At 51.8% G+C, this 18,506-nt stretch carries 15 protein-coding genes; 5 read left to right on the top strand and 10 right to left on the bottom strand.

Annotation, left to right across the window (positions count from 1 at the left end; genetic code table 11):
- Window positions 1–3: 3 nt before the first annotated feature.
- Both aaeA and aaeX read right to left on the bottom strand, forming a co-directional pair.
- The gene (gene aaeA / locus SK36_RS00160) at window positions 4–936 is read right to left on the bottom strand and encodes a p-hydroxybenzoic acid efflux pump subunit AaeA (RefSeq protein WP_045448166.1); all 933 of its coding nucleotides are present in this window, start codon (window positions 934–936) and stop codon (window positions 4–6) included.
- 7 nt (window positions 937–943) lie between these two features.
- Window positions 944–1,147 (bottom strand): p-hydroxybenzoic acid efflux pump operon protein AaeX, encoded by a 204-nt coding sequence (gene aaeX, locus SK36_RS00155; protein WP_003828816.1) that lies wholly within the window; start codon window positions 1,145–1,147, stop codon window positions 944–946.
- Window positions 1,148–1,332: 185 nt separating this feature from the next.
- On the opposite strand from aaeX, the gene aaeR reads away from it, so the two are divergent.
- Window positions 1,333–2,262: an HTH-type transcriptional activator AaeR gene (gene aaeR / locus SK36_RS00150; RefSeq protein ID WP_045448175.1), complete on the top strand. Its 930-nt coding sequence runs from the start codon at window positions 1,333–1,335 to the stop codon at window positions 2,260–2,262.
- 98 nt (window positions 2,263–2,360) lie between these two features.
- Here the strand turns inward: aaeR and tldD are convergent, their stop codons facing one another.
- From tldD to csrD, 8 genes are all read right to left on the bottom strand, one after another.
- The gene (gene tldD / locus SK36_RS00145) at window positions 2,361–3,806 is read right to left on the bottom strand and encodes a metalloprotease TldD (protein ID WP_048222523.1); all 1,446 of its coding nucleotides are present in this window, start codon (window positions 3,804–3,806) and stop codon (window positions 2,361–2,363) included.
- Between the two features lie 76 nt (window positions 3,807–3,882).
- Window positions 3,883–7,683, bottom strand: a complete 3,801-nt coding sequence (gene yhdP / locus SK36_RS00140; RefSeq protein ID WP_045448178.1) for an AsmA2 domain-containing protein YhdP — start codon at window positions 7,681–7,683, stop codon at window positions 3,883–3,885.
- Between the two features lie 111 nt (window positions 7,684–7,794).
- On the bottom strand, window positions 7,795–9,264 hold the full coding sequence (gene rng, locus SK36_RS00135; protein ID WP_003828822.1) for a ribonuclease G: 1,470 nt from the start codon (window positions 9,262–9,264) through the stop codon (window positions 7,795–7,797).
- Window positions 9,254–9,847 carry a Maf family protein gene (locus tag SK36_RS00130; RefSeq protein ID WP_048220467.1) on the bottom strand — a complete coding sequence of 198 codons (594 nt, stop codon included), beginning with the start codon at window positions 9,845–9,847 and terminating at the stop codon, window positions 9,254–9,256. Before SK36_RS00130 ends, rng begins: the two co-directional genes overlap by 11 nt.
- 7 nt (window positions 9,848–9,854) lie before the next feature.
- Complete coding sequence (gene mreD, locus SK36_RS00125) at window positions 9,855–10,343, bottom strand: rod shape-determining protein MreD (protein ID WP_003025196.1); 489 nt, start codon at window positions 10,341–10,343, stop codon at window positions 9,855–9,857.
- Window positions 10,344–11,366 carry a rod shape-determining protein MreC gene (gene mreC / locus SK36_RS00120; protein WP_045448184.1) on the bottom strand — a complete coding sequence of 341 codons (1,023 nt, stop codon included), beginning with the start codon at window positions 11,364–11,366 and terminating at the stop codon, window positions 10,344–10,346. It lies immediately after the preceding gene.
- Window positions 11,367–11,430: 64 nt separating this feature from the next.
- Complete coding sequence (gene mreB, locus SK36_RS00115; protein WP_000913396.1) at window positions 11,431–12,474, bottom strand: rod shape-determining protein MreB; 1,044 nt, start codon at window positions 12,472–12,474, stop codon at window positions 11,431–11,433.
- 305 nt (window positions 12,475–12,779) lie between these two features.
- The gene (gene csrD / locus SK36_RS00110) at window positions 12,780–14,720 is read right to left on the bottom strand and encodes an RNase E specificity factor CsrD (protein ID WP_045448201.1); all 1,941 of its coding nucleotides are present in this window, start codon (window positions 14,718–14,720) and stop codon (window positions 12,780–12,782) included.
- Window positions 14,721–14,945: 225 nt separating this feature from the next.
- Between csrD and acuI the strand changes: the two genes are divergently transcribed.
- The 4 genes from acuI to accB all read left to right on the top strand — a co-directional run bounded on the left by acuI (window position 14,946) and on the right by accB (window position 18,505).
- Entirely contained in the window at window positions 14,946–15,920 is a 975-nt protein-coding gene (acuI, locus tag SK36_RS00105) for an acrylyl-CoA reductase (NADPH) (protein WP_045448204.1), read from the top strand.
- Window positions 15,921–16,037: 117 nt separating this feature from the next.
- Window positions 16,038–17,042: a protein-methionine-sulfoxide reductase catalytic subunit MsrP gene (msrP, locus tag SK36_RS00100; RefSeq protein WP_048220466.1), complete on the top strand. Its 1,005-nt coding sequence runs from the start codon at window positions 16,038–16,040 to the stop codon at window positions 17,040–17,042.
- Window positions 17,043–17,642, top strand: a complete 600-nt coding sequence (msrQ, locus tag SK36_RS00095; protein ID WP_048220465.1) for a protein-methionine-sulfoxide reductase heme-binding subunit MsrQ — start codon at window positions 17,043–17,045, stop codon at window positions 17,640–17,642.
- A 392-nt stretch (window positions 17,643–18,034) separates the two neighbouring features.
- Window positions 18,035–18,505: an acetyl-CoA carboxylase biotin carboxyl carrier protein gene (gene accB, locus SK36_RS00090; RefSeq protein ID WP_045448210.1), complete on the top strand. Its 471-nt coding sequence runs from the start codon at window positions 18,035–18,037 to the stop codon at window positions 18,503–18,505.
- The last annotated feature ends 1 nt before the right edge of the window (window position 18,506 follow it).

Below are 18,506 nucleotides of genomic sequence, written 5' to 3'. Positions count from 1 at the left end.
CGATTAACCAAACTCGCGCAGGCGATGCGCTATTTTACGGAAAAACGACTCCTGGCTGGCATCGCGATCCTGCTTACCAGTAATGACGACGGTGGCCGTAGTACCGGCCGGCCACAGGGTGCCTTGCTGCTCATCCAGACGAATACGCACCGGCACACGCTGTGCCAGACGTACCCATTCAAGATTGGAATCAATGGTCGCCATACCTTTTGCATCCTGCGTACTGCTGGCATTCGTTACACCAGCCGCTACGCTATCAACGGTGCCTTTCAATACCTTATTACTGCCAAGTGGTGTTATTTCAGCACGATACCCCGGACGAACACCTTCCAGCTTGGTCTCTTCCATATAAGCCAGCACATAAAAAGAGTGCTGTTTTACCAACGCTACCGCCGTGGAGCCGCGGGTAATAAACTCGCCAGAATAGACGTTAAGGTTAGTCACCCAACCGTCGGCTGGGGCGCGAATGACCGTTCGTTCAAGATCCAATTTCGCCAGGTCGCGTGTCGCCTGCGCCTTTGCAAGCTGGTGCAATACGGTTTGCAATACGTTATTGGACTGGTCAATCTCTTCACGAGACATTGCCTGAACGCCAAGCCGGTTACGACGACCCGCTTCCTGGCGCTTTTCCTGTGCCAGTACCTGATAATAGGCGACATCCGCTTCAGCCTGTTCGAGGGCTTTCTTATAGCGCGGTTGGTCGATAGTGAACAGGACCTGATCCTTTTTCACCAGTTGGTTATCATGAACGTTAACATCAGTGATTAAGCCCGCGACATCCGGTGCAATTGCCACAACATCAGCACTGAAACGTGCATCACGCGTCCACGGCGATTCGGTGTAGTAGACCCATGCGCGGAAAATGGCGATAAAGGCCAGAATGACCAGTATGAGAGTCATGGCCGTGCGGGAGAGTTTTCTTGTTAGTGTTTTCACTTCAACCTCAAACGAACAGGCGCGTTATTAAATAGAAAAGACAGCAATACAGCGCAGTATTAAACAGAGCCGGATGCCAGACAAAATCATAGATGCCAGTCGGAACTAGCATCCGGCGCACCAGCCAGAAAATCGCCAGTGACAAAAGCAATTCGAAAAATATCGGTGGGAAGGAAAGACCAAACACCACGATAACGGGAAACAGACTCATGTTGACCTTGGTAGCTTAAGAGAGTGCAGATGATTGATTTTTTTAGCGTATGTCACCGCAGAGAAGGGCAAGGATTAGCCAGGCGAGAGCGACACAGCAGTTATTTGAATAATAATATATTAACGTAACTGTTATGCTGTTATCTATATTATGTGATCTAAATCACTTTTAAGCCAGAGTGAACAATGGAACGATTAAAACGAATGTCGGTGTTTGCCAAAGTTGTCGAGTTAGGCTCCTTCACCGCCGCCGCGAGACAGCTTCAAATGAGTGTTTCATCGATAAGCCAGACGGTATCAAAACTGGAAGATGAGCTACAGGTTAAGCTGCTAAACCGCAGCACACGTAGCATTGGGCTTACCGAGGCGGGTAAGATTTATTATCAGGGCTGCCGCAGAATGCTGCACGAAGCGCAGGATGTTCACGAGCAGCTTTATGCCTTTAACAACACGCCAATTGGTACCCTGCGAATTGGCTGTTCTTCAACCATGGCACAAAATGTCCTTGCCGGACTGACGGCAAAAATGCTGAAAGAGTACCCTGGCCTGACGGTAAATCTGGTCACCGGCATCCCGGCACCAGACTTAATCGCCGATGGCCTGGACGTCGTTATCCGTGTGGGTGCGTTGCAGGACTCGAGTCTTTTTTCGCGTCGCCTGGGGACCATGCCGATGGTGGTCTGTGCCGCGAAAAATTACCTCGCCCAATTCGGTACCCCGGAAAAACCAGCCGACCTCAGTAATCATTCCTGGCTGGAATACAGCGTACGACCCGATAATGAATTTGAGCTTATTGCCCCGGAGGGGATTTCTACTCGCCTCATCCCACAGGGACGCTTCGTAACCAATGACCCTATGACGCTGGTGCGCTGGCTGGCCGCAGGCGCGGGAATTGCCTATGTCCCACTGATGTGGGTGATCAATGAGATCAATCGTGGCGAAGTGGAGATCCTGTTGCCCCGTTATCAGTCAGACCCGCGTCCGGTCTACGCCCTGTATACCGAAAAAGACAAGCTACCACTCAAGGTGCAGGTGGTGATTAACTATCTCACGGATTATTTTGTCGATGTGGCACAGTTGTTTCAGAGGATGTATGGCAGGGGCAAAGAAAAATAGAGAACTGTCCAGCCGGAGCAGCATTTATGTCCCCCATCCAGCAAAATGCCCGATAGCACAATGCTTATCGGGCATACAGCAGGTATGAATCCGGAGATTTAAGCAGTGCCGCCCACGGTCAGGTTATCCACCTTCAGCGTCGGCTGACCAACGCCCACCGGCAGACTCTGCCCTTCTTTACCGCAAACACCAACGCCGTTATCCAGTTTCAGATCGTTACCCACCATGGAAATCTGCTGCATCGCTTCAATGCCAGAACCGATAAGCGTCGCGCCTTTCACCGGTTTGGTGACTTTACCGTTTTCAATCAGGTACGCTTCAGAGGTTGAGAAAACAAACTTCCCGGAAGTGATATCCACCTGACCGCCGCCGAAGTTAGGTGCATAAATCCCATATTCGACAGACTCGATAATTTCCTGCGGCGTGGATTTACCTGGCAGCATATAGGTGTTGGTCATACGCGGCATTGGCAAGTGCGCATAAGATTCACGACGTCCGTTACCTGTCGGCGCCACACCCATCAGACGCGCATTCAGTTTGTCCTGCATGTAACCTTTCAGAATACCGTTTTCAATCAGTACGTTGTACTGGCCAGGAGTCCCTTCATCATCAATGGCTACCGAACCACGGCGATCCACCATCGTACCGTCATCAACGACTGTGCACAGTTCAGACGCGACCAGCTCCCCCATATGACCGCTGAATACCGAAGTACCTCGGCGGTTAAAGTCACCTTCCAGACCATGACCGACCGCTTCGTGCAGTAGCACACCAGGCCAACCTGCGCCCAGCACTACAGGCAGCGTTCCTGCCGGAGCGGCTACCGCAGAGAGATTCACCAGCGCCATGCGCACGGCCTCTTTCGCCCACGCATCGGCCCGGACTTCGCCATCAAGGGAGGCGAGGAAATAGTCATAACCAAAACGACCGCCGCCACCGCTGGCACCACGTTCACGTTTGCCGTCATCTTCTACCTGCACGCTGACAGACAAGCGCACCAGAGGACGAACATCCGCCGCCAGCGTTCCGTCTGTCGCTGCCACCAGGATCAACTCGTAGACGCCGGTCAGACTTGCAGTCACTTCCTGCACGCGCTTATCAGCCGCACGTGCAACACGATCGACACGCCTGAGAATGTCCAGCTTCTCTTCACGACTCATGCTTTGTAACGGATCAACCGAGGTATAGAGAGCTTGATGTTCGACTGCGCCCAGCGTCTTTACTTTGCCATCGCCGCTGTCGCGCACAATCGTACGGGCAGCATGAGCGCTTTGCTCTAACGCCAGCAGGCTTATCTGGTCTGCATAGGCAAACCCTGTTTTTTCGCCGCTGATGGCGCGCACACCAACGCCCTGGTCGATATTGTAAGAACCATCTTTAATGATGCGGTCTTCTAAAACCCAGGATTCGTGATAGCTCGACTGAAAATAGAGATCGCCGTAATCAAGACGGCGTTCGGCCAGTTGGCCCAGAATGGCAAACAGATCCTGATGTTTCAGGCCATTCGCCGCTAGCAATTGTTCACTTACCAGGTTCAGACTCATCGTTTTGCTACTCATTAGTTGCTGCGGTAGGGAGATCTATTTACTGAGATTGGGGCAATTACTCGCCCCCGTCAAATCATTGCTTTCTTTCTTTTCGCGGCTGGCGCAGGACTTCGTTAATCTGCGGCTTATCAACCGGACCGGTGATGCGATAGCGCAGAATCGAGACTTTGCTCCATAACGGTCCCAGTACTTTACTGGCAGCAAATACAGCGGCACCGACAATCGGGTTGACGGCAAACGCGGCGGCAACACCCACGGTGGCAGAAATTTCCGGTGCGACAACAGCTTCCATATCCAGCTCACGCCGCACAAGGTTAACTGAACCTTTCATCGCGATATCCGCTTCCAGTCCGTCCACCAACGTATCATCGGTATGCATTACGCCATCTTTAATCCATGCCGTGCTGCGAATGGAGTCAAAATAAAAGCCTTCACTGAAGGTATCGCTAAAATCAAAACGCAGTTTACGCAGCAACGCATCAAAGCTCAGCAGGCGCAGCAGTTGTCCCGCATGTCCGGTGCTTAACTCAGTAAGCTCGCCTTTACCCAAACGGGTACGCAAAATTCCATTAAGCGAGGCTTCATCAGGATCCCAGGGGGGATTGCGCCAGTGCAGATCGTACTCAACGTTGAATGAAGAGTTTCGTATCGGCGTCGATACGCCAAAGAAACCCGCGGCAGAGTCAATTTTATTACCGTTTAGTTTTCCCTTCAGCGACGTACGCTCTTTACCCGGCACGTTAACCCATTCACCGTCCAGAGTCAGTCTGGCAAAACCTGTATCTAACAAACCACTGCTCAACGTCAACGTATCGCCTTTAATCGCCACATCGGCGTCAATACGCCCGTATTTCTGCCCCCACATCCAACACTCTGCGCAGCGCAACTGAACATCCGGCCAGCCACGGAAGCTAACTCTGCCAATGTCAGAAAACGGCGAGGCGGATGCTGTTTTCTGTGACGACTTTGCAGTGCCTGGGTTGTAGTAAAGATACTTAATAAACGCCTGCCACGGCGCGTTATTGCGCATGGCCAACGTCGCGTTAATCTCACGTCCTTGCGCCTGTATGTTCGCCCCGTTAAGCGCAGGTTCAGACACAATGCTCAGATTGTTCCACTGCTGGCCTCCCAGTGATAAAGATGGCGTACGTACCGTGATGCGTTGGGGGAAGTTCGCGTTAGTACCGACGTTATCCGCCGCACCTTTCTGGAACAACGCCAGCCACTGCGCACCATCCATTGGCGGAAGGTTAAGTTCAACGCCCTGCTGGTCAGGCAGCGCAGGCACGGTACGGCTTTCAGAAGTCCAGATGGCACGGTCAAGCGTCAATTTCTGGTTCAGCAACCAGTGGCTGTTAAAGTGGTTTTTATTTCCGGCGTTGCCAGTCAGATCAAAACTGCGCAGATTGCCGTCCGCCTTAACGTTAACCGGCAGCGACTCACCGCGCGCTTTGTTCAGCGGTGCAGGTAAGTGACTGCTTACATTTTTCAGGTCACTCTTTAACTCAATGTTGTATGTTGCCCCGGCATGATACGGAAGTTCGATACCAACTTTACCATTCCACGCCATGCTGCCGCTTAAAGCATCGTTCACCTGCGTCGGCAAAATCCCCATCCGGGTTGGTTGCCAGTCCCCCTTCAGATTCACAGCGACCTGATAAGCTTTAGTGCCTTCAGTAGTGGAAAAATCGACATCCAGAGGCTGATTAAACCAGTTTGCCGTCATCGGCTCGCTTTTGAGATCCCCGTTTACAAAGCTGAATTTGCCGTTCAGGTTCTTCAGCGTACTGTCGAGTGGCTTAATAAACAGGCTGTTATTACGCAGCATGACATCACCTTTGGCGGTGACCAGCGAACCATCAAGTGGGATATCAAGATGTAAGCGAGCATTCACATCGCCGTCAATCTGGAGCTGTTCCAGTGTGGCACCGAGAGAGTCCTTCAACGGGGTATCATCAAAATACGGTCCGACCGCCTTTCCCGGCCCGTTGATATCCGCATCAATCAGCAGCTTTTCTTTCTCATAGTCGGGAATATTGGCGGTCAGGTTACTGGCTTTCACTCCACCTAACTGGACGCCGTCGGTTTTCATCCACAGACCGTCGTTAAGGAAGTTCAGCTCAATATCAAGGTCTGTTAACGCAGGCCAGTCTGGCTGGAAGGCAAACGTTGCATTGCGCAGCGGCACCAGCACCTGAAACTGACCTTCGTTGTGTTTATACGGGAATAAGTGCGGATTACCGCCATAGACCAGCGTGGCGTTATCCGCCTCACCACCCTGAATTGCGCTGCTGAGGTAGTCAACCAGCTCCTTACCCATCAGGTTTTCCGGAAAATAACGCCAGGCCTGAGAGCCGTCGTTGGTACTGATACCCGCCAGAATGCCCAGCCATGGCTCATCACCCGTCGGTTGCAGATAGCGAAAACCACCGCGTGCATGTACTGCTGTCGCTTTAACATCAATATCACGCCCATCTAACTGAAAACCTTTGTCATTTTTCAGCCAGCTAAGCGTAGCCACACCCTCTTCAATTTCCAGCGGAGCGCGGAAGACCGTTTCATAGGGCATTTTTGCCTGTTTCATGGAGGCGGTGAGCAAACCATTTTCAACACTGCCCGCAAGCGTTCCGGAGAAATGTTCTGCACCCGGTAACAGCTTCCACTGTTTCCAGGCCAGATTGGTCCACGAGGACTGGAAGCGGGTTTTTTCTGTCGCCTGCAACGGAATATCGAGCGCCAGCACATCTATCTTGCCGCTCGGTTGCGTTGCCTGCCAGATATCACCCAGCGCCGGAGATAACTTTGCCGCCATCGAACGCAGCCCCTCTAATCCAGCTAACTCCAGATTACTGGCACGAATGCGCAGCTCATCACTGCGTTTGTTATTTTCACCGCCCACTTCCTGCTCAGGGATCCAGGCAAGGGTTAACGCTCCGCTCGGCCAGGGTTTATCGTCCAGAGTTATCCGTGTATCGGGAATAGAAAATTGCCAGCCAGGCTGTTCACGGCTAATGTGTGCGGTCAGATTATCAACAGCGAGCGTGTGCGTATGGTTATCGCCCTGCCAGCTTGCACCACCTTTCTTCAGCCAGATATCTCCACCGGAGATTTCCCCTTTGCTGAGCGTCATCCATCCTTCGAGGCTAAAACGCGCGGTTTGCAGCGCGACGTTATCCTGCATCCATTTCCCCAACCACGGCTTCACATCGATGTCATCAGCCTGTAGCCAGACGCGACCATTATTCAGCAGTCCGTCATCGTCACGCAGATCCATTCGCACCTGCATGACGCCGTGCTGTCCGGTGAGGCTGGAGAGACTGACCTGACCTTCGGCGCGGTGTCTGTTTTTACCGTTCAGCCAGGTAAGCTGTGGTATCGCCAGCTCTGCACGCTGGCCAGAGAGGGTTAAAAAGCTGATCTGACTATCGCGAAGATCGAAATGATCAAACTGACGAAGGAAAAGATCGCTAAGGTGACCGGCTTCAATGCCATCGTCGCTGTCGCTGCGCTGGATAGGAGTATTAGTGCGCAGTTGCAGTTGCCAGAAGGTAAGATCGCGAAACTGCCAGCGCATGTGCAGCAGACTTTGCCAGACATCCAGCGCCAGCGTGACGCGCTTAACTGAGAATTCTCCGCCATCGTTTAGCTGCGCATGGATATCGCGCGCCTCGAGCGTCGGGCCAAAGTTTTGCCAGTTGGCGGTGAACTGAGTGGCAGAAACGGGCATACCTGTTGCGGATTCAATCTTGCCAAGAATGGCGGGACGCCAGGTATCGAGATGAGGCAAAGCAAGGCGCAGCCCACTAACCAGCAGCGCTGCGATGACAACGAATGCGGCTCCAGTGAGCAGTAATATCCCCGGCAATCGCCTCACGCGCCTCTCCTTGTCTGCCAAAAAATGTGACTCACAAACCTGAAGTGAATCTTGCCGGATGGCAGCGCTTGCGCCAAATCCGGCCTACAAGCACTGACGCCGCAGGCCTGCTCACATCATTACCACGTCAAACTGCTCCTGGTTATAGAGCGGCTCGACTTGTACTTTGACCTGTTTGCCGACAAAGATTTCCACTTCCGCCAGCGCATGTGACTCTTCACCTTTCAGAGTCTCTGCCACTGCCGGAGAAGCATAGACCAGGAAACGATCGGAGTCGTAAGCATGATGCACGCGCACAATTTCACGCATGATTTCATAGCATACGGTTTCTACCGTTTTCACCGTGCCGCGCCCGTGGCAAGTTGGACACTCGTTACAAAGCACATGCTCCACGCTTTCGCGCGTACGCTTACGCGTCATCTCCACCAGCCCCAACTGTGAAAAACCGTTAATGCTGGTTTTTACGCGGTCCTTACTCAGGGCCTGCTCCAAAGAGTGCAGCACCCGACGACGGTGATCCTCATTATTCATGTCGATAAAATCGATAATGATAATGCCGCCCAGGTTGCGCAGACGCAGTTGACGCGCAATGGCCTGCGTCGCTTCAATGTTGGTATTAAAGATAGTGTCATCGAGATTACGATGTCCAACAAACGCGCCGGTGTTTATATCAACAGTGGTCATCGCTTCGGTCTGATCGATAATCAGATAACCACCGGATTTCAGTTCAACTTTACGTTCCAGCGCGCGTTGAATTTCATTTTCAACATCAAAGAGATCGAAAATAGGCTGCCGTCCACTGTAGTGTTCCAGCTTGCTGGTCATCTCCGGGATGTATTCCGCGGTAAACTCCAACAACGCTTCATAGGTCAAACGGGAGTCCACTCGGATTCGGTCAAGCTGAGCATCAGCAAAATCGCGCAGTACACGCTGCGCAAGCGCCAGTTCGCCGTACATCTGATAGCGCGTTTGCGGACGCTTTTTGCGCTCCATAACTTTGGTCCAGACGCGCTTCAGGTAAGCGGCATCGGAGGCCAGATCCTCTTCGCACACACCTTCTGCCGCCGTGCGAATAATAAATCCGCCCTGCTCATCGCAGTAATCCGCCACCACTTTTTTCAGACGTTCACGTTCGGTTTCACTTTCGATACGCTGGGAAACCCCAACGTGTGATGCACCAGGCATGAAAACAAGGTAACGGGAAGGAAGCGTGATATCCGTCGTCAGACGGGCGCCCTTAGTGCCAAGCGGATCTTTTACCACCTGCACCATCAGGTCTTGTCCCTGGCGCACCAGCTCGGAGATGTCGCGCACAGTGAACTGCTTTTGCTCTTCACCTGCCACACATTCTGTATGTGGCATGATGTCTGAAGCGTGAAGAAATGCGGCTTTATCCAGTCCAATATCTACAAAAGCCGCCTGCATACCCGGAAGTACACGACTTACACGACCTTTGTAGATATTGCCTACGATTCCGCGTCGCGCCTCACGTTCAATATGAATTTCCTGCAGAATTCCGCCATCAATGTACGCCACGCGCGTTTCCGATGGCGTTACGTTTACCAACAATTCAGCCGTCATGTTTATCCCTTTTCTCACGCAGTGCGTTAAAATTGCTCAGCAACTCATACGTTTCTACCAGCGGTAAGCCGACTACGGCGTGATAGCTGCCATTTATCTTCCTGACAAAACAGCCACCCAACCCTTGAATACCGTATGCACCTGCTTTATCCATAGGCTCACCGCTGGCAACATAGCCCGCAATGTCCTCATCAGTTAGTGCTCTGAATGTCACTTCCGTTACAACCAGGCAGTCCAGACTGTGCTGGCGATCGGCTAACGCCACTGCCGTCATGACCTGATGTGTTTTGCCTGACAGCTTGCGCAGCATCGCTGCAGCATGGGCGGTATCATGCGGTTTTTCCAGCACTTCGCCATTCAGAATAACAATGGTATCTGCACCCAACACCGGCAGATCACGAAGAGCCAACGCAACGCCTGCCTGCGCCTTCTCCCGCGCCAGACGAACAACATACTGCTGTGCGCTTTCTTGCGAATGCCGCTGTTCCTCAATCCCGGGAACCAGCCGCTCAAATTTCACACCAAGCTGAGTCAACAGTTCCTGCCGGCGTGGGGAACCTGAAGCCAGATACAGAGTATTCATATCAACCTTATTGCACCGCAAACTGCTGGCGGACTTTACGCATCAGTAAGAATAACCATGGCCAAAGCACACCGTTTACTACACTACTCCAGAACACTTCGGGTCTGAAAGAGACATTGATCACTAAAAACTCGGCCCAGAAAACAATAATATCCACGACCAGTGATAGCAACATGACCACCAGCGCCTGTTGCCAGAGCGCGAGGTTACGGAATAGTTGGAATTTCAGCGCGACCAGATAAGCAATGATACTCATCGACAAAGCCCGTACGCCAAGCGTGGAACCACTAATGAGATCCAGTATGGCACCCACCACAAATCCTGTGCCCACATTTACGCGATGCGGCAGTGCCAGGATCCAATACAGCAGGATGAGCAGCACCCAGTTTGGCCGGAAAACAAGAATGTCATCCGGCCAGGGCATGACTTGCAATAACAGTGCAATAAGGAACGAGAGCCAAATTACCCAACGTCCCTGGCTACGATAGCTTGCCACTTACTGCCCTCCCGGCTTACGCGGAGAAGGTACTGGCTGCGCTGTATTCGCAGGTGCAGGAGTAACACCTGTTGCCGGTGCTGGAACAGGGGCTGGCGGGCCCATCGTATCCGGCGACGGCAGCACCTGAGGCATCATTTGCATCAGACGTTCATTGGCTACGCGGTGCACTTCCTCCGGAGTCATCGGATTTGCACCATTACGGTCGGCTCCCCACAACAGCAACAGGTAGCGCAAACGCTGTAAACCAGCAGTCGGACGCGCCTGAATCACGGTGTAAGCACGTTGGGTGTCCAGCTTAACGGAAGAGACAACGGCGACCGGATACCCTTCAGGGAAACGTCCGCCCAGGCCCGATGTGACCAGCACATCGCCAACACGAATATCGGTATTGGCTGGCAGGTGTTCGAGCTGTAGATCGTCCGTGCAGCCGTTACCGGCAGCAATCACACGAATGTCGTTACGCAGAACCTGGATCGGCAACGCGTGGGTTGCATCGCAAATCAGCAGTACGCGACTGGTCAGTTTTGCCACGGCAACGACCTGACCCACGACACCTTTATCACTGATTACCGGCTGACCTTCGTAAACACCGTTTACGCTCCCTTTATCGATCACAACCTGATCGCTGTAAGGGTCATTAACCGTTGAGATGACCTGCGTCACCATCTTTTGTTCATCCTGACGCAGCGGCGATCCCAGCAGCTCGCGCAAACGCGCGTTCTCCTGTTTATATTGCCCCAGCATCAGCAACTCGCTGTTTTTCAGCAGCAGTTCCTGACGCAGCGCCCGGTTTTCAAGTTCGAGTTGGTCACGCGAAGCCAGCGTTTGCGACACGCCGTCGAGTAATTCACGGGGACCATTAGAAATAAAGTAGAAAGGACTGACGGCGGTATCCATGTACGTTCGGATTTGGCTAAACGTACCCAGGCGGCTGTCGGCGATAATAACGCCGAGCGCCACCAGCACCGCCAGAATAAGGCGAATCTGTAGCGACGGGCCACGGCTAAAAATTGGCTTCATAGGCTATGCGTATTCTCGTGTCAGTGCGGAAGGGCAACCTGTTGGTCACCCTACCTGCATCCGACTACTCTTCGCTGAACAGGTCGCCGCCGTGCATATCAATCATTTCCAGCGCTTTGCCGCCGCCGCGCGCCACACAGGTCAGCGGATCTTCAGCAACAACAACTGGAATACCGGTTTCTTCCATTAACAGACGATCAAGGTTACGCAGTAATGCGCCACCGCCGGTAAGCACCATGCCGCGTTCGGAGATATCAGACGCCAGCTCTGGCGGGCACTGTTCCAGTGCAACCATCACCGCGCTCACGATACCGGTCAGCGGTTCCTGCAGCGCTTCCAGAATCTCGTTAGAGTTCAGGGTAAAGCCACGTGGAACACCTTCAGCCAGGTTACGACCGCGAACTTCGATTTCGCGTACTTCATCACCCGGATAAGCAGAACCGATTTCGTGCTTAATACGTTCTGCGGTAGCTTCACCGATCAGAGAGCCGTAGTTACGACGCACATAATTAATAATGGCTTCGTCGAAACGGTCACCACCGATGCGTACGGAAGAAGAGTAAACCACGCCGTTCAGGGAGATAACTGCGACTTCAGTGGTACCACCACCGATGTCCACAACCATAGAACCGGTTGCTTCGGAAACAGGCAGACCCGCACCGATCGCTGCCGCCATCGGCTCTTCGATCAGGAACACTTCACGCGCACCTGCTCCCTGAGCGGATTCACGGATCGCACGACGTTCAACCTGAGTTGCTCCAACCGGTACACATACCAGTACGCGCGGGCTTGGGCGCATGAAGCTGTTGCTGTGCACTTGTTTGATAAAGTGCTGGAGCATTTTTTCAGTCACGAAGAAGTCAGCAATAACGCCATCTTTCATTGGGCGAATTGCAGCAATATTACCCGGTGTACGACCCAGCATCTGCTTCGCATCATGACCTACTGCGGCCACGCTTTTCGGCGAACCGGCACGATCCTGGCGAATGGCCACAACAGAAGGCTCATTCAATACGATGCCTTGTCCTTTTACATAAATAAGGGTATTCGCGGTACCCAGGTCAATGGACAGGTCATTGGAAAACATGCCACGAAATTTTTTCAACATACTAAGGGATAATCCTGAAAGCTGGGGCGGAAAACAAAATCCGCTTACTTTACCAACCACACGCAGCAGCGACAAGGCGGAAAAATCATCTGCTACGGTGAAAATTAGTGCAGTTCGTTTCCTTTGTTACAAAACCGGCCTGAGTCCATCAGGGCTGAATAAATCAGCAGCAATCCTCGCCTCATTTGCAACCTGTCAAAGGTCATTCACCTGCATGTTTGCTGTTACAGCCTGGCGGGCAGACAAGCACACCCCCAGAAGGCACAGCGCGCGTTATTCTACGTGAAAACAAATTAAACGGCAGGTTAAACCGAATATCTTTGCGAATATTTTTTCACGTTGGTGTCAAGTGGCTGTGATGCGGCAAAAAAATCACCTTGTCCACCCGAGACTCCACGTTCGGTCAACGTACGCCACTCGCTACGCGAACGAACACCGGTGGCATAAACCAGCGTGGGTGTTCCTGAACAGGCTTCCACCAGGCTCTGCACAAGAAGCTGATTTTCCGTTCGCTTATCAATATTTCTTACCAGGCTTGGATGAAGTTTCAATAATTCGACATTGAGTTCTTTTATCCAACTGGTGCTAACCAGTGTTAAACCTGCCTGCGTAACGGCGATACGAACACCCAGCGCATCCATCAATCGAATCACAGGCTGTAACCGGCTGATATGTTGACAGACATCCGCCTCCGCAAGTTCAATAATTATGCGTTTACGCAGCGATTTTTCGCACTGCATCAGCGTATCACGCAACCAGCGCTGAAAACGCGGGCGAATAAGCGACTCTACTGTCGCCTGCATCGCCAAACTTTCCTGTGGCCAATAGCCCAATAACAAGATCAGACGGCTAATCTGCAAGCGGTCATATTCTTCCGCCAGGCCAAATTGCAGCACCATCGGCATATATTCTGCCGAGATGACCTCTTCGCTCCCATCAAAAATGCGGCACATTAATTCCCGATGGTGCACCCGCCCTTCACATGTCACAGCAGGTTTTTGGTAAATTCTCGGACCGCCCCGGCTGAGCATCTGTTCTATAAGCGTTCGCCAGCGTACATTACCCCGGCCTTTTTCGGGTAGAGAGTCGTCATAGACTGACCAACTGTTCCCACCTTGCAATACCGAATTACGGGTTGCCGCTTCGGCGTGATCCATAACCTGTTCAGTGGATTGACCGCTGCGGCAAACGCAAATGCCAATATGAATCATATCGGCACGATCGATCATTTTGTTAGTCGGAAGTGCGTCTACCGCCTTTAACAATTGCCCGGCAATACTTTCCGCTTCTTTTAACGTGCGGTGCGGCAGCAAGATGGCAAAATCACTACGGTGGTAGCGTGCCAGCAGCGCTCCCGGATAGCGCATAATAAAGGTCGACAACAAATTGATGAGCGCGGAGATTTGTTCTTCAGCAAGCTCAACTCCCCAACTATCACGCAACAGGGTAAAGTCCGGCAGACGAACCATCATCACAACCCCGTGCGATCCTACTTTCTCTTGATCTTCCAGCAGCGTCGCCAATTGGTTATCAAAGAACAGCCGGTTGCTAAGCCCGGTTTTTGTATCCTGCGCAACATAGGATCGGATCAGCGTATCCAACCTGCTTCGCTGCTCGCGGGCATTCTGAATTTCGGTAAGCAGCATATCAAGCGCACTACTGGTACGCGCAGGCCATTCATAGACTGTACCCCGGACGTTCGGCCCTCGTTCACCGTTCAGGATCCGCGTTGAACGAATCTCCAGCAGCTCCTGTCCGGAAAGCTGACGCTGAAGCCAGCGTACCGACAAGAATAGCATCAGGATAATAAAACCAATCGATAGCGTGAGCGGCGCTGTCGTCATCAGCGAATGGAAATAATTGCCCATTGGATCCTGATAGACCAGACGCAGCGACATCCCAGGATGCTTGACCAAAGGAACCGTGATATCGCGATAGAGATTGTTCGTCCCTGCAGGGCGATAGCTACTGGTTCGGGAATGGCGATAAACAATATTCTCACCCTGAAGCAACTCAACGCGGACGATATCGACTGAGATCATTAACTCATCTATTTGCGGCGTTAAGGAAACAGCATCTTTGGAGACAAGATGGGTGTCAATCGCCGTCGCTACGGCCTGGACGCGAGCGGTGAACTTGTATTGAATCGCGTTGTAAAAACTCAGTGAGCAGCCAATCAAAGTCACGAAGATCGTTAACCCGGTAAGCAGCGTCACAAAAGCTGAGAATTTCGTCGTTAATCGCATCCTTGTGTTAACTCCGACAGTTATGAATCAAGCGTGAAAATGAAAAAGCGACACGAAAATGCGAAATTGAACGCGAAATCCGTCAATTTACACAAATAATGTGGGCATACTACCAAATCAGGTATTTCTGGCAATTTATTGCGCAGAATCGGCATCATGTTTTGTTTAGCGAGTATAGTCTTCATAAATAATTTTCCAATCCACTATATGAATTGAGGACAGGTTATGCAGGCTTTGATCTTAGAACAGCAGGACGGAAAAACCCTCGCATCCGTTCAACCCCTCGACGAAAACCAGCTACCGGAAGGCGATGTGACGGTGGATGTTCACTGGTCGAGCCTGAACTATAAAGACGCGCTGGCCATCACAGGCAAGGGTAAAATTATCCGTAATTTTCCGATGATTCCTGGTATCGATTTCGCTGGCACCGTTCGCAATAGCGAAGATCCCCGTTTTCATGCAGGCCAGGAAGTCTTGCTAACCGGCTGGGGCGTGGGGGAAAACCATTGGGGTGGACTGGCAGAACGTGCACGCGTGAAAGGTGACTGGTTGGTTGCTCTGCCAAAAGGACTGGATGGCCGTAAAGCCATGGTCATCGGCACCGCCGGTTTTACCGCCATGCTGTGCGTAATGGCGCTTGAAGACGCCGGTATTCGCCCGGAAGATGGCGAGATTGTTGTCACCGGCGCCAGCGGTGGTGTGGGCAGTACTGCCGTCGCGTTGCTGCATAAACTGGGTTATCAGGTTGCGGCGGTATCCGGTCGCGAAAGTACGCATGACTATCTGCGTAGCCTGGGCGCCAACCGAATCCTCGGTCGTGATGAGTTTGCTGAATCTCGCCCGCTGGAAAAACAGCTCTGGGCCGGTGCGATTGATACCGTTGGCGACAAAGTGCTGGCAAAAGTCCTCGCTCAGATGAACTACGGCGGCTGTGTCGCTGCCTGTGGTCTGGCCGGCGGTTTTGCACTCCCAACCACAGTGATGCCATTTATTCTGCGTAATGTGCGCTTACAGGGTGTTGATTCCGTGATGACGCCCCCGGCTCGTCGTGCGCAAGCCTGGCAACGTCTGGTCAATGACTTGCCAGAATCATTCTATGCGCAAGCTGCAACAGAAATCACTCTGGCTGATGCGCCAAAGTTTGCCGATGCCATCATCAATAACCAGGTGCAAGGCCGCACATTGGTAAAGGTACGTTAAGCTGTCGCAGATAAAAACTTACATTTAATTAACTATTTTTTTATACACATTGACGGACTCCCTGCCATAGTAACTACGCGCCAATATGAGTCATCGCGCGTATGCCGGGAGTCTATTATGAAGAAAATACGTCAATTTACCGAAGCCGATGTAACCGCAGAATCGGCTTTTTTTATGCAGCGCCGCCAGGTGCTGAAAGCACTGGGTATCAGTGCCGCCGCATTGTCTTTGCCTTTGTCTGCACAGGCTGACCTTCTCAGTTGGTTTAAAGGTAATGACCGTCCACCCGCACCTGCTGGTAAACCGCTTGATTTCAGTAAACCTGCTGCCTGGCAAAATACGCTTCCTTTAACACCAGAAGATAAAGTGTCTGGCTATAACAATTTTTATGAGTTTGGCCTGGACAAAGCAGACCCGGCAGCCAACGCTGGCAGTCTGAAGACCAATCCCTGGACGCTGAAAATCAGTGGCGAAGTGGCCAAGCCCTTCACACTCGATCACGATGCACTAACCACTCGTTTCCCGTTGGAGGAACGTATTTATCGGATGCGCTGTGTAGAGGCCTGGTCAATGGTCGTGCCGTGGATTGGCTTTCCTTTACATAAGCTGTTGGCACTGGCCGAACCCACCAGCAATGCAAAATATGTCGCTTTCGAAACGCTCTATGCGCCGGATGATATGCCGGGACAGAAAGATCGCTTTATTGGCGGGGGGCTGAAATATCCCTACGTTGAGGGACTGCGCCTTGATGAAGCCATGCATCCGCTCACGCTACTCACCGTAGGTGTTTATGGTAAGGCGCTTCCCCCGCAGAATGGCGCACCGATCCGCTTAATCGTGCCATGGAAATACGGTTTTAAAGGCATTAAGTCGATCGTCAGTATCAAACTCACACGTGAACGCCCACCGACGACCTGGAATATGGCCGCACCTGATGAATATGGTTTTTATGCCAATGTGAATCCACATGTCGATCATCCTCGCTGGTCGCAAGCGACTGAGCGTTTTATTGGTTCAGGCGGGATTCTGGACGTACAGCGACAACCTACGCTGCTATTTAACGGTTATGCCGATGAAGTCGCCTCGCTGTATCGCGGCCTCAATTTACGGGAGAACTTTTAAGTGCGCCTGACTGCAAAAAACATTACCTGGCTGAAAGTGTGCCTGCATCTTGCCGGTATTTTACCTTTTGTCTGGCTCTTTTGGGCGGTAAATCATGGGGGATTGAGCGCCGATCCCGTTAAAGACATTCAACACTTTACCGGTAGGACAGCTCTGAAATTTTTACTGGCGACCTTGCTGGTCGCGCCGCTGGCGCGCTACGCTAAACAGCCATTATTGATACGTACTCGTCGCCTGTTAGGGTTATGGTGTTTTGCCTGGGCTACGTTGCATTTAACCAGCTATGCCCTACTGGAACTGGGCATTAATAATCTTGCACTGTTAGGACGGGAATTAACAACGCGTCCTTATTTGATGTTGGGCATTATCAGTTGGGTCATATTATTTGCCCTCACATTAACGTCAACACAGGCAGTACAGCGAAAACTGGGCAAATATTGGCAGTTCTTACACAACTTCGTCTATCTGGTGGCGATCCTGGCGCCTATTCATTACCTGTGGTCGGTAAAGATTTTATCTCCACAACCGATCATTTATGCAGCGCTCGCTACCGTGCTTTTAGCCTGCCGTTATAAGAAGTTCCGCCAGTGGTGGCGGTAGTTTCACGATATGTGCAGTGCGTTGCAAAACACAGACGAACCCATGTTCTTTACATGCCAACGGTTGATTATCTTCCCTGATAAGACCAGTATTTAGCTGCCAATTGCTACGAAATGGTTATAATGTGCGACCTTGCTTTCCCCGAGAGCGTTTTTACACCGCTGAAAGGGTGACAATCGCGCATTGAAGGTATATTTTGTTTTTTACCCGAAAATGGCAGAAGATAGCCACACAATGACTGACAAGTCATGAAATCTCATTTAATGGTTGCGGCACGCAGTGCAACGCCAGAGATGCGTGGCATCTTGTCACCAACAGTTATTCAAATGCTATACAGACGGCGATAAAACGCCTGTCACAATCTCACTAAACAAAGAGTACGGAACCCACTCATGGATATTCGTAAGATTAAAAAACTGATCGAGCTGGTTGAAGAATCAGGCATCTCCGAACTGGAAATTTCTGAAGGCGAAGAATCTGTACGCATCAGCCGTGCAGCGCCAAATGCAGGTTTTCCAATGATGCAACAGGCTTATGCTGCACCAATGATGCAACAACCTGCTCTGTCTAACGCTGTCGCTCAGACTGCAACTCCAAGCATGGAAGCCCCAGCCGCAGCGGAAATCAGTGGTCACATCGTACGTTCCCCGATGGTTGGTACTTTCTACCGCACCCCGGGTCCTGACGCCAAACCGTTTATCGAAGTGGGTCAGAAAGTGAATGCGGGCGATACCCTGTGCATCGTTGAAGCCATGAAAATGATGAACCAGATCGAAGCCGATAAATCCGGTGTGGTGAAAGCGATCCTGGTCGAAAGTGGTCAACCGGTAGAATTTGACGAGCCGCTGGTCGTCATCGAGTAAC

Origin of the sequence: Citrobacter sp. MGH106 (assembly GCF_001037495.1) — a bacterium.
Lineage (GTDB): Bacteria > Pseudomonadota > Gammaproteobacteria > Enterobacterales > Enterobacteriaceae > Citrobacter > Citrobacter murliniae.
Note: the sequence above shows the minus strand (reverse complement) of the source record. Positions and strands in the feature narration are given on the sequence as shown.

Excerpts from the sequence above, each read along its gene's own strand:
- aaeX (WP_003828816.1), bottom strand. The coding sequence starts at position 1,147 with ATGAGTCTGTTTCCCGTTATCGTGGTGTTTGGTCTTTCCTTCCCACCG.
- aaeR (WP_045448175.1), top strand. The coding sequence starts at position 1,333 with ATGGAACGATTAAAACGAATGTCGGTGTTTGCCAAAGTTGTCGAGTTA.
- tldD (WP_048222523.1), bottom strand. The coding sequence starts at position 3,806 with ATGAGTCTGAACCTGGTAAGTGAACAATTGCTAGCGGCGAATGGCCTG.
- rng (WP_003828822.1), bottom strand. The coding sequence starts at position 9,264 with ATGACGGCTGAATTGTTGGTAAACGTAACGCCATCGGAAACGCGCGTG.
- SK36_RS00130 (WP_048220467.1), bottom strand. The coding sequence starts at position 9,847 with ATGAATACTCTGTATCTGGCTTCAGGTTCCCCACGCCGGCAGGAACTG.
- mreC (WP_045448184.1), bottom strand. The coding sequence starts at position 11,366 with ATGAAGCCAATTTTTAGCCGTGGCCCGTCGCTACAGATTCGCCTTATT.
- mreB (WP_000913396.1), bottom strand. The coding sequence starts at position 12,474 with ATGTTGAAAAAATTTCGTGGCATGTTTTCCAATGACCTGTCCATTGAC.
- csrD (WP_045448201.1), bottom strand. The coding sequence starts at position 14,720 with ATGCGATTAACGACGAAATTCTCAGCTTTTGTGACGCTGCTTACCGGG.
- acuI (WP_045448204.1), top strand. The coding sequence starts at position 14,946 with ATGCAGGCTTTGATCTTAGAACAGCAGGACGGAAAAACCCTCGCATCC.
- msrP (WP_048220466.1), top strand. The coding sequence starts at position 16,038 with ATGAAGAAAATACGTCAATTTACCGAAGCCGATGTAACCGCAGAATCG.
- accB (WP_045448210.1), top strand. The coding sequence starts at position 18,035 with ATGGATATTCGTAAGATTAAAAAACTGATCGAGCTGGTTGAAGAATCA.